This window comes from Citrobacter sp. A316 (genome assembly GCF_002042945.1).
GTDB classification, from domain to species: domain Bacteria; phylum Pseudomonadota; class Gammaproteobacteria; order Enterobacterales; family Enterobacteriaceae; genus Citrobacter; species Citrobacter portucalensis.
The window spans coordinates 20,684-31,759 of record NZ_MVFZ01000033.1 but is presented as its reverse complement, the minus strand read 5'-3'; the positions used below and the strand labels follow the sequence as shown (position 1 = coordinate 31,759).

The window sequence follows — 11,076 nt, the reverse complement described above, 5'->3', positions numbered from 1 at the left end:
ATAGAATCCTCCAATCTCCTTCGTCTCTTTCACTATCTTATTGTCATTGCTCGATTTTGATACCAAATTTCATTTTTACAAAACTTTCATAAATACATTTTGCCCGTTCTTTTGGCTAAATAAAAAAATAGTTGATAGATAAAAACTCTATAAAAACTATAAATAATAGCCATTAACACTGTGTTTTACGTGTTTTTTGGCTATTTTTTAGGTAAACGATCGCTCGACAGACAGTGTTACAACACGATTCCCTGAGTTTGATTAATACCGGATTTTTGCATTGTGTCATTTTCTCGTCGACTTAATATAAGCCCCGAAACAGCGTAAACAACTGTGGACGGTATTTCGGATGGAATACCAATGAAGTTCAAAATACGGGGTGGCTTGAGATGGATTGTTTGCAAGGAAATGCACTACCGCCACCTGCAGATCAGGGTTTCCCTTGCATAAATTGTCTGTGGAAATAGATCGTCGGAATAACCAAAAAACAGATATAAGGTTAAGTAGTAATATGAAAATGAAAAACGTGGCTGTGGCTTGTGCGCTGATGGCGGGAATGACTTTTACTGCATCTTCTGCTTTCGCTGCAAAAAATGTTGAACCGACTAACGGTAAAATTCACTTCACTGGTTCTCTGGTTAATTCCGCATGCGGTCTGGCCCCAGAATCCAGCCCGGTGCAGGTTAATTTTGGTGAGATCCCAACTTCTCAGTTAAAAGACAACCAACGTGCTGGTGTTAAGCATGCCAAAATCGTTCTGCAGGGCTGCGATACAACTGTTGCGAAAACCGCCACAGTAACCTACACCCCGGCAACGATTGATACCGACAACAATGCGCTGGCTGCATTTACCTCAGGTACAGCAAAGGGCGCGGGCATCGGTATGATTGACAGTGGTAACCAGGACGTGAAATGGGGCGAAGCCGCATCTCAGGTCAACATTACCGATGGCGAAACCGACATTGATTTCGTTGCTTACCTCCAGGCCAACAACGCATCCGCAGCTGTAACCCCTGGTGACTTCGAATCTACTGTTAATTTCCAGATCGACTATCAGTAACGATCTGCTGCGGGCGCAACTATGCGCCTGCTTAACCCTTCCTGCGAATAACTGAAAGGAAATGCGGTGATGCCTGGATGGCGTATTTTACTGCTTTTTATCTTCATATCGCCTGCATGGGTTTTGGCTGACACCAATCGTCTTGTCAGTACGCCCGGCAAAATGCGCATGCGGGGAAATATTATTGAGGCTGCCTGTTATGTCGATCCACACGACCGGTCGCTGCTGGTTGAATTTGATGACCTCTCAGCCAGAGATATTTCCGGAAAACCTGAAAAAGTATCTGCGCATGATTTCAGCATTCATTTGCTGGGATGCTCATTAGGGGATTCTCAACACCCCGGGAATCTGTTCCAACGCGCCAATATTACCTTTTCCGGCGCACCGGATAGTGACAATCCTGATTATCTGAGCGTGCAATCGGAAACTGAAAATTTAGCGATAGAAATATATGACGGCAAAGGAAAGCAAATTCATCTGGGTGAACCATCACCGGATTATGCGCTCAACCCAGGGAAAAACACGCTCAATTTTACGGCTTATTTGATCTCCCGCGATGGAAGAATGACGTCTGGTGAATTTACTGCAGTCACGCATTTTGTTGTGAATTATCTCTGAGCTGCACGGCAATTCGGGTATCTGAAGGTTTGCGAACGAAAATGATCACGCTGAAAACAGATAAAAAACGTCTGGCGCTTTTAATTGCTCTGGTCTGTGCCTCTTCATGGGCTGAAGCGGATGAGTCTATTGAATTTAATACTGACGTCCTGGACGCCAGTGACAGACAAAATGTCGATTTACAGCGTTTTTCCGAAGGCAACTTTGTGACTCCAGGAGAATATCTGCTGGATGTTCGTATTAACAGCCAGGAGATCCCTCAGCAGTTGATCCGTTATATCGTTGATCCTGCCAACTCGCATAAATCCATGGCGTGCATGACGCCGCAACAGCTCGAATTACTGGCGCTCAAAGAAGAGGCGCTGACCTATATTCATCCGATTAGCGCGACCTGCTATGACATTTCCCGTCTGCCGGGTGTGGCACTGAATAATAGCGCAGGCGTGCTGGATATTACCGTGCCTCAGGCATGGATGAAATATACCGATCCAGACTGGACGCCACCGGAGCGCTGGGATAACGGCGTCGCGGGACTGATTTTCGACTACAGCGTCTCGGGCCAGGCCACACATTACGAACAAGGTGGCGATCATTACCGCTCTCTGTCTGGTTATGGACAAACGGGCTTTAACCTCGGTGCGTGGCGCTTTCGTGGCCAGTATCAGGCCAATTATGCTTCGGATGAAAATCGTGGGCGTATCGACTGGGATCAGATCTATGCCTATCGCCCGCTACCGATGCAGGCTGCAAAACTGACGGTCGGTGAAATCTACCTGAATTCTCAGGTGTTTGATTCAGTGCGATTTACCGGGGCTAACCTCGCTAGCGACGAGCGCATGCTACCACCGAACTTGCAGGGCTACGCGCCCGAAGTGCACGGCATCGCCCGCAGTAATGCGAAGGTCACCGTCAGTCAGCAGGGGCGTGTTATCTATCAAACCACCGTTCCAGCGGGGCCATTTAATATTCAGGATTTACACGGCTCGGTACGTGGCACGTTGGATGTTCGCGTCGAAGAGCAGGATGGCAGCGTACAAACCTTTCAGGTCAATACGGCCGATATTCCTTACCTGACGCGCCCGGGCTATGTTCGCTACAACGCCGCGGTCGGTAAGCCATCGCGTTATAACCACGACGTCCAGGGACCTGCATTTTATAGCGGTGATTTTTCATGGGGGGTCAGCAATGCGTGGTCACTGTACGGCGGCGCATTGCTGACTGGCGATCGCTATAACGCCTGGTCGATGGGGATTGGGCGGGATTTGAGCTGGCTGGGCGCGCTGTCGGCTGACGCGACGCAATCCGTGAGCCGGGTGAAGCATCAGACTGAACAAAAAGGGATGTCCTTTAAGCTCAGCTATGCCAAAACCTTTGATGAATACAACAGCGCCATCACCTTTGCCGGTTACCGCTTTTCACAGCGTAACTTCCGCACCTTCTCGCAGTTCCTCGACGAGCAGTATGAAAATAACAACAGCGCCGGCAACGAAAAAGAGATGTACACCATCACCGGTAACAAGACCTTTTTTGCTGACGATCCGCAATTAGCGACCACGCTGTACCTGACCTATACCCACCAGAATTACTGGGATCGTGGCTCTCAGGATCGTTACGGGTTGTCGATGGGACACAGCTTTTCGTTCGCAGGCATTCAGGGGATCAGCGCCAACCTTGCCGCTTACCGCTCTGAGTATCAGGGCAAACGGGACGACAGCCTTTCGCTGTCCATTTCGGTGCCATGGAGCGATGGCCGCTCAATGGATTATGAAGTGCAAAACAGCGGCAGCCAGACCAGTCAGATGGTTTCGTATTCCGATAACCGCGATCGTAACAATCCATGGCGACTGCGCGCAGGGGTTTCCGGTGAAGGGCACACCGCGTTTGATGGCTACTACAAGCATCGCAGCATGATGGCGGAACTGGAATCTAACGTCAGCTGGCAGCAATCACGGTATTTCTCCGTAGGCGGCACGATGCGTGGCGGCTTTACCGCAACGCGTCACGGTGCGGCGTTACATAACAGCCAGGCGTCAATGAATACCGCCAGGGTGATGGTTGATACCGATGGTGTGGCGAATGTACCGCTGAACGGCGAACAGGCACACTCAAATCGCTTCGGTATTGCCGTCGTACCGGACGTCGTCAGCTATCACAGCTTTGATACCCGTATCGATGTGGACGCAATGGACGAAGATATTTCCGCGACCAAAGCCATCGTCACCAACACCCTGACGGAAGGCGCGATTGGTTATCAGCGCTTCGCCGTGGCGCAGGGGCAAAAAATGATGGCGCTGCTGCGCCTGAAGGATGGCTCGGTACCGCCGTTTGGTGCCGAAGTGTTTAATGCCAACGGTGTCAGTGTTGCCATGGTGATGGAAAACGGCATGGCCTGGATTGCGGGTGTGAATCCAGCCGAGCGTCTTTCTGTTGCCTGGGGCGGTCGCGCGCAGTGTCACTTACAGGTGCCGCAACAAATCAACCCGGAAGGTAACGTGCTGTTGCCTTGTGAATAATATCAATAACCTGAATGAATTTTGTCATGAAAAATCAAGCTTTTTACTCCGTGCAGCGTTGGCTCAAACCCGTGGCCTGCGGTCTGCTTTTTATTGCAGAAATCAACGCCTCATGGGCGGGCATTGCACTTGACCGTACCCGTCTGATCATCACCGGTGATGCGCGATCTGTCAGCGCGAACTTAACCAACACCAGTCCGAGTATTCCGTTTCTGGCTCAGTCGTGGGTGGAAGACGCCAATGGAACAAAAATTACCTCGCCGTTGATGGTTTTACCGCCGCTACAACGGATTAACGGCGGGCAAAAGGGCATTGCGCGTGTGACGAAAACCAGCGGTATTAACGCTCTGCCGCAGGATCGCGAGAGTCTGTTCTACCTGAACGTGCGTGAAATTCCGCCCAAGCCGGATAAGCCGAACGTGCTGCAGCTGGCGATGCAGTCGCGCATCAAACTGTTCTACCGTCCGACCACCATCGTGCCGGAAACACCGGGTGCCGTGTGGCAAAACCAACTGGTCTTTCATAAGCAGGGCCTGCGCTGGAGTGTGGATAACCCAACGCCGTACTTCGTCACCTTGATCGGCTTAAGCCGCAAACCTGAAGCCCAGGGCGGCGACAGGCTGACTGATTTCCCAGGGATTATGGTTTCACCAAAATCCTCTCTCGATTTCAGCGTGACCGACGGTAGCGTTAGCCAGTTCAGCATGATGTACGTGAACGATTTTGGCGGTCATCCCGAACTGAAATTCAGCTGCACAGGCAATGTGTGTAAAGCATTGCCGATGGAGCAACAGCCCCGGTAACAGGATTCGTAAATGAAAAAGATGCTTTGCGCTTTGCTGATGGCGGGCATGGCCTGCTCGGTTCAGGCCACAAGCGGTCGCCAGGATATGAGCAACGTGTCCGGCGAGTATGGCAACGTCCGCTTTCATGGTCGGGTGTTTGTTTCGCCGTGCGTACTGGATATGGCCTCCCGCGATCAGACTATCGATCTTGGTGATATTTCCGCCAGCCGATTTCGCCAGGGCGGCGATCGCAGCGATCCGGTATCGGTCACGCTGTATCTGAACGGCTGCTTAAAGGGCTCCGGTCATACCTTAAGGGATTTCCCCGGACAGACCAGTGAGATGCCTGAACTTGCGCACAGCACGGTGGAACGTGGTGTTTCGATGACGCTAATGGCTGAAGGCGCACCGGAAAACAGCGATTTGGGGCGCATACGTGGCGATGTTCGCGGCGCGGGCATCCGGCTACTGACTGAACATAACCAGTTGATCCACCTGAACCAACCGCAACGCATGTGGATCCTCAAACCGGGTGATAACGCCATTCATTTTCTTGCCGCGCTGGAATCTTTTGGGCGAGAGGTGACCGCAGGAGAATTTAACGGCCTGGTCAGACTTAAGCTGGAGTATCTATGAGCGTATTACGTAAAACGCTGTTGTGGGTGGTGCTGGCAGGCTGTCCGTTGGCCGGGCAGGCATTTACACAGGGAGAAGGTGAGCCGGAAGGTGGCTCTCCGCATCAGTACGATATTGAACTTAGCTCGCTGGATGTCAGCAAAAACCACGTGGGTGGCAGAACGGAGCCGTTCCCATGGAATCTGGGCGGCTGGTATGTGGTGAATTTCTATTGCGAACAGGCTGACATCTCCCGAGCACCGATTTACTACACCACTACAACCACTATGCCGCCTTCAAATCAGGGGGCGAACCGTTTTCGGCTAAACGAGTATCTGGATGTGGAAGTTCAGGTGTGGGTTGCCGGGGGCTATAAAAAATATGTGCAGGCACCTTTCACCAATGTTTCAAACCGCAACAGCAACAACAGCTGTAAAAAGCGTAAGGGCTACACGCGAGCGACTAACGTTGAAAGTGGTTCAAAAGGGAAAGTGACGTTTATTGTCACTAAACCCATTATCAATGGCATCAATATCACATCCCAGTCGCTGGTGGAGGTGGCCGGGCGCATGGGGAGCGCGGGACCTACGCCAACCACGGCGATTTCTCGTGTGGTGATTAAATCCGGGCTGATTACCGTCCCGGACAAATGCACCTTCAACCGGGGAGACAAAATCAGCATTGAGTTTGGCGATCTGCCTGGATCCGCTGCCCGGCTCAACGGCACTAACTACAGCAAGTCAGTCCCTATACATGTGGTCTGTGAAGGCGGGAGCTTCGATCAGGGCGCGCTGAACATTAATCTTGGTGTACAAACGACCACGGCGTCAGGCACGGCGGGGTTTAACGGTAATCTCCTTGGCACGCTAAGCGGCGGACAAAAGCGCGATGATCTCGGCATTATGCTTAAAGACGAGAGTGGTGGCACCGTCGTGCCCAATCAATTCTACAACGTGAAGGGGTTTTACCAGAATCAGGGCGACTGGAATCTCACCGCCGCGCCGGTGGCAAAACCGGGCGTGGGAAGCGTGAAGGAGGGTGAATTTGAAGCCTCTGCCACCGTTGTCGCGCAGTTTCAGTAGGGGGATGTCATGAGATTCTCGGCGTTATTCGCGACCAGTATGTTACTGCTTGCTGGCATGGCGCAGGCCGACACCAAATTGGTCGGCGGCGATATGTATTTTCACGGCACCATCAGAGCGCTGGCCTGTAGCCTTGCACCGGGAGGCGACAAAATCGAGGTCGATTTCAAGCAAATCGCGACACAGGATCTCTATCTCTCGGGGCGCAGTAAGCCGGAAAAATTCAGCATCCAGTTACGTGACTGCAACCCTGAGGTTTTCCGTGGGATCTCGGTTACCTTCAGCGGCCGAGAGGATGCGGAGCTGACCGATCATCTGGCGCTGGATAGCAGTGAACAAGGCGGCGCGTCAGGGATCGGGATTGGGATGAGCGAAGAGGACGGCACGGCAATCCGCCTTGATGAGAGCACGTCAGTCAAAGAGATAACCGAAGGCTCGATGACGCTGAATTTCTTGGCGTGGGTCGCAGCGGAGCCATCGGCAATAAAAAATCAGTCTCTCGAATACGGTCCGTTCAGCGCCAGCGGGACCTGGACGTTGAACTATCAGTAGCATGATGAACGTACTGAATCGCATTGCGCCGCTGCCTGCGCAGAAATTATTGCTCGGTATTAGTCTGTTTTTCTGGTGTGGGGCCATGCATCTCTACTGGCCGAACAACGGCGGCAGTGGTCTGTCGTTGCCGCTTAATATTACGAGCTGGATCTACGCTGTTGTACTGGCTGCAAGTGCATTGATGCTGGTGCCTCGTCAACGCTGGCGCATCACAGTGCCAGCTGCGGGTTTTATGGTCGGGGCGTTCATCCTGGCGTTGCTTTGCCTTCAAACGCCTGTTGTCTGGCAGGCCGAGGCACTGCTGGTGGCGGGGGCGTTACTGGGCGGTGTGAGCGTCTATCTGGTCACATTGCAAATTCCGCTCACGGCAAACACCCTGACTGCACTGCTGGCTCTGTTATGGGGGGCGTGCGTCATTGAATGTCTGGCGTTTGTCTATCAGTACTGGCATTTGCCGGGCGTTGATTACTGGGAGTTTGCCTGGCGGCGCGGTACGCGGCCCTACGGGATATTTCAGCAGGTCAACCTGATGGCCAGCTTCACGGCATGCGGTGTGCTGCTGTCAGCGCCGCTCTTTTTACGTCTGCACGGCGGGTATCGAATTGCCATTGGGATAGGCCTGGTAATGATGGGATTTGTGCTGCATGAATCTCAGTCGCAAACCGGTTATCTGTCTCTGGTTGTCGGTGAGGCGCTGCTGCTGGCGGTTTTCCCGGCGCAACGGCGCACGCTACTGCTGCTTCTACTGCCGCTGGCGTTAGGCGTGGCGGTAGGAGCTACGGCCCGCCATTTTTTGTCTGTGGTAACTGTCGATCATCTGACGACTTCTCAAGTGCGCTGGACGGTGTTGAAAACGTCGTTGGCATTATTTGCCGAACGTCCGTGGATGGGGTGGGGCGTGGGCAGTTTTGCTGCTGTGTTTCTCGAACGCGCGGGGCCATTGGGGCTGGGCAGCATTTCGCATCCGCACAACGAACTGGTGCTGTGGTTGGTGGAAGGCGGCCTGGTTGGTCTCGTGGGGGCACTCTGTTTTATAGCGGGTGGTTTCTGGCTCTGGCTGCATGGTAATTGCTGGCGTCGCGCCTGCCTGGTGGCGGCACTGCCGGTGGTTATTCATATGTTGACGGAATACCCCGTCAGGCAGTCAACGCCACACTGGCTGCTGCTGATCCTGTTGCTTCGATGTGCAGACAGCGCGCGAACGGGAATACGCCTGGCGCGTATGTCGACGTCGCTGATTCGCGCGCCAGGGTTTATCTCGTTACTGACCGTCGCGCCATTGCTGCTGCTCACGCTGCAAATGCAACAGCAACTGACGATGGCGGAGAGGCAGTCAACGCAGTGGCATCTTGCCGAATCGCTCCCTGTAGGAGGCTGGTTCCTTACCAGTCGCTATCGGTTTGATGTCCAGATGGGGTATCTGCAACGGTATCAGCGTACCCGGGACGCACGCTGGCTGGAGGCGGTTCGCCGCTGGGCGCCTGAGTATGTGCGCGTTCACCCAGATCCTAATGTCTCCTTTACGCAAATCTTGCTGGCGTTGCAACAGCGCGACCTGGTCGAGGCGCATCGTCTGGCTACGCGCTTTTGCCTGATTTACCCGAACGATCGCCGTATCCCGTGGCTGCAGGATGCACGACGTCCTTTTAATCAAAAAATGGAATGATATGAACAGATTCAGCGAACAGGCCCGTTATGTGCCAGAACTTCCCCGCAACGCCGAACTGCTGCGGATCACCGGGATCCGTTTGCAGCGCATTCATTTTTTTGATGACGCATCGCTGGATGTCTGTGAAGTGTTAAGTCAGGTACGCACTCCGCTCCCACTGGATCTTTTTTTCAAGCACCTTTCCATCGCGGCAAAACAGCAGCTTTTTCTATGGCAAATGCAGCGGGTGCTGGCGCTCTCTGGAAGCTACTCGCTGAATTTATCCGTCAGGATGCTGACCAGTCTGTCGTGGATCACGCGTCTCACAAAGCAGGTGCATCAGGGGCGGATTGTTATTGAGATTCAGGATCCGGGCTCCATGATGCGCCTGGAGAAGGCAGAGCAGCAGGCCGTATGCATTGCCGTAAAAACGCTGGTGCGTCACGGGTTTCGCGTGTGGCTGGATGATGTTTCGCCTGAGCTATTTTTTGTCTGGCGGCTGTCGGGCATCCGTTTCGATGCCATCAAAATTGAAAGCGGAATGTTTCATCAGTTCAGAACATCGGAGTGGCAGTTGAGGGTTCTGGTCAATCAATTTCGTGGGTTGGGTGAACGGGTGGTCATTGAGGGGGTAGAAACGCCACAGGATTATGCCATTTGCCGTATGAGCGGCGCAGATGCTGTACAGGGCTTTCTGTTTGAGCAGGAAATTTTACCGAAAAGCCTGAATCATTGCTGATTCAGGCTCTGGCCATTACTCGCTCAGCGTCTGTGCGATATCTTTTTGCACCTGCTGGCGCTGTTCAGGGGTCAGCACTTTGTTCAGGTCAAAATAGTATTTCACGCGATAATAACGCGCCTGCTGTTCGATGTTGCTGAACGCGGAAAGCTGTTTTTTGACGGCAGCTTCATCCCATTTCCCTGACTTGATGACATCAATCAACGCGCCGTCTTTTACATCTTTCACTGAAATCTGGCCGACGTTAGTTTCAAGCTGTTGGTGCAGTTTTTTAATCTGCGCAACCTGGTCAGTGCTCAACTTAAGATGTTGTACTATCGGATCCTGGGCTGGAGCCGGAACATTAGATGTCGTTGCTGCAAGCGTACTAAAAGAAGCGCCAGCCACGGTAACTGCCAGCAAAGTCATGCGTACGAAGTTCTTCATTATTGAAATCCTGATAAGGAAATTATCGACATTGTCTGCCACTCGCTGGTTACGAGTGATTATCCTTTGCAGAATACGATGCCCGCAGCATGTCGCCACGCGAATTTGTTTTGCGGTTGGTTACGGAGTGAAACAATCCCGCCACGAAAAACGTTGTGCAGCGGGAGGGAAGGCGATAGTTATAGCGTGAACGGGTCAGCGTCCTGCCAGGCGGGAAACTTCTCGCGATACTCGCGCAGCGCGGAGAGTGACAGCTCAGCGTCAATGCGTGTGGCCTGATGCGGCTCGGCGGTGGCAATAATCTCACCCTGCGGATTAATCACCCGGCTGTCACCGCGATAATGATGCCCGTTACCGTCAGTGCCCACGCGGTTACATCCTGCTACATAAGCCTGGTTTTCAATTGCCCGTGCGGCAAGCAGAAGCTGCCAGTGCAGCGAACGCGGCGCAGGCCAATTGGCAACATACAACGCCAGGTCGTAATCGTTGCGATTGCGCGACCATACCGGGAAACGCAGGTCATAACAGACCAACGGCAGAATACGCCAGCCGCGCCATTCAACAATAACGCGCGCGTCACCTGCCTGATAATGCTGATGCTCATCCGCCATGCGGAACAGATGGCGCTTGTCGTAGAAATGCACATTACCTTCGGGCTCAACCAAAAAAAAGCGGTTTACCGGGCCGCGTTCAGACTGGATAGCAGCGCTGCCCGCGATCAGGGCGTTGGTCTGTTGCGCCTTGACGCGCATCCAACTGACGACCTCTTCCTGCGGTAACGATTTATTTGCCGCTTCCATGGCAAATCCGCTGGTAAACATCTCGGGCAACACGATGACATCACGTCCGGCGACGGTTTCCAGTTGTCGGTCAAAATGGCGCAGGTTGGCCGGGCCATCCATCCAGATCAAGGGTTGTTGCAGCAGAGTAATTTTCAAACCAGGCACGATCGAGGCTCCTCGTTGAACAACATTTTGACACTGTAGCATGAGCTTTAACGAAAATGTGGCAATAAAAAGCCCCGCATTAAGCGGG

11 protein-coding genes are annotated in these 11,076 nt (G+C 52.9%); 9 read left to right on the top strand and 2 right to left on the bottom strand.

The window, feature by feature from the left end; all coding sequences use genetic code 11:
* The first annotated feature begins 511 nt into the window (after window positions 1-511).
* The 9 genes from BZK41_RS25945 (at window position 512) to BZK41_RS25905 (ending at window position 9,615) form a co-directional block, all read left to right on the top strand.
* Entirely contained in the window at window positions 512-1,060 is a 549-nt protein-coding gene (locus BZK41_RS25945) for a fimbrial protein (RefSeq protein WP_003830808.1), read from the top strand.
* A 69-nt stretch (window positions 1,061-1,129) separates the two neighbouring features.
* Window positions 1,130-1,678 (top strand): fimbrial protein, encoded by a 549-nt coding sequence (locus BZK41_RS25940; RefSeq protein WP_079940092.1) that lies wholly within the window; start codon window positions 1,130-1,132, stop codon window positions 1,676-1,678.
* Window positions 1,679-1,719: 41 nt separating this feature from the next.
* Complete coding sequence (locus BZK41_RS25935; protein ID WP_079940091.1) at window positions 1,720-4,191, top strand: fimbria/pilus outer membrane usher protein; 2,472 nt, start codon at window positions 1,720-1,722, stop codon at window positions 4,189-4,191.
* Between the two features lie 26 nt (window positions 4,192-4,217).
* The gene (locus BZK41_RS25930; protein WP_139762673.1) at window positions 4,218-4,994 is read left to right on the top strand and encodes a fimbria/pilus periplasmic chaperone; all 777 of its coding nucleotides are present in this window, start codon (window positions 4,218-4,220) and stop codon (window positions 4,992-4,994) included.
* Between the two features lie 12 nt (window positions 4,995-5,006).
* Window positions 5,007-5,612 carry a fimbrial protein gene (locus BZK41_RS25925; RefSeq protein ID WP_079940089.1) on the top strand — a complete coding sequence of 202 codons (606 nt, stop codon included), beginning with the start codon at window positions 5,007-5,009 and terminating at the stop codon, window positions 5,610-5,612.
* Entirely contained in the window at window positions 5,609-6,673 is a 1,065-nt protein-coding gene (locus tag BZK41_RS25920; RefSeq protein ID WP_079940088.1) for a fimbrial protein, read from the top strand. The genes BZK41_RS25925 and BZK41_RS25920 overlap by 4 nt, the downstream gene beginning before the upstream one ends.
* Window positions 6,674-6,682: 9 nt before the next feature.
* A complete protein-coding gene (locus BZK41_RS25915; protein WP_079940087.1) occupies window positions 6,683-7,225 on the top strand; it encodes a fimbrial protein in 543 nt (180 codons plus the stop codon).
* A 1-nt stretch (window position 7,226) separates the two neighbouring features.
* Complete coding sequence (locus BZK41_RS25910; RefSeq protein ID WP_079940086.1) at window positions 7,227-8,894, top strand: O-antigen ligase family protein; 1,668 nt, start codon at window positions 7,227-7,229, stop codon at window positions 8,892-8,894.
* A gap of 1 nt (window position 8,895) precedes the next feature.
* On the top strand, window positions 8,896-9,615 hold the full coding sequence (locus BZK41_RS25905; RefSeq protein WP_079940085.1) for an EAL domain-containing protein: 720 nt from the start codon (window positions 8,896-8,898) through the stop codon (window positions 9,613-9,615).
* Window positions 9,616-9,630: 15 nt separating this feature from the next.
* Here the strand turns inward: BZK41_RS25905 and BZK41_RS25900 are convergent, their stop codons facing one another.
* Together BZK41_RS25900 and BZK41_RS25895 are read right to left on the bottom strand one after the other, a co-directional pair.
* Window positions 9,631-10,041, bottom strand: coding sequence for a Spy/CpxP family protein refolding chaperone (locus BZK41_RS25900; RefSeq protein WP_005133610.1), 411 nt, complete (start codon window positions 10,039-10,041; stop codon window positions 9,631-9,633).
* 179 nt (window positions 10,042-10,220) lie between these two features.
* Window positions 10,221-10,988: an amidohydrolase gene (locus tag BZK41_RS25895; protein ID WP_032942424.1), complete on the bottom strand. Its 768-nt coding sequence runs from the start codon at window positions 10,986-10,988 to the stop codon at window positions 10,221-10,223.
* Between the last annotated feature and the right edge of the window lie 88 nt (window positions 10,989-11,076).

Bases quoted from the DNA above. Each gene is read 5' to 3' on its own strand.
- BZK41_RS25925 (WP_079940089.1), top strand. From the start codon at position 5,007: ATGAAAAAGATGCTTTGCGCTTTGCTGATGGCGGGCATGGCCTGCTCG.
- BZK41_RS25915 (WP_079940087.1), top strand. From the start codon at position 6,683: ATGAGATTCTCGGCGTTATTCGCGACCAGTATGTTACTGCTTGCTGGC.
- BZK41_RS25905 (WP_079940085.1), top strand. From the start codon at position 8,896: ATGAACAGATTCAGCGAACAGGCCCGTTATGTGCCAGAACTTCCCCGC.
- BZK41_RS25920 (WP_079940088.1), top strand. From the start codon at position 5,609: ATGAGCGTATTACGTAAAACGCTGTTGTGGGTGGTGCTGGCAGGCTGT.
- BZK41_RS25945 (WP_003830808.1), top strand. From the start codon at position 512: ATGAAAATGAAAAACGTGGCTGTGGCTTGTGCGCTGATGGCGGGAATG.
- BZK41_RS25935 (WP_079940091.1), top strand. From the start codon at position 1,720: ATGATCACGCTGAAAACAGATAAAAAACGTCTGGCGCTTTTAATTGCT.
- BZK41_RS25910 (WP_079940086.1), top strand. From the start codon at position 7,227: ATGATGAACGTACTGAATCGCATTGCGCCGCTGCCTGCGCAGAAATTA.
- BZK41_RS25940 (WP_079940092.1), top strand. From the start codon at position 1,130: ATGCCTGGATGGCGTATTTTACTGCTTTTTATCTTCATATCGCCTGCA.
- BZK41_RS25930 (WP_139762673.1), top strand. From the start codon at position 4,218: ATGAAAAATCAAGCTTTTTACTCCGTGCAGCGTTGGCTCAAACCCGTG.
- BZK41_RS25900 (WP_005133610.1), bottom strand. From the start codon at position 10,041: ATGAAGAACTTCGTACGCATGACTTTGCTGGCAGTTACCGTGGCTGGC.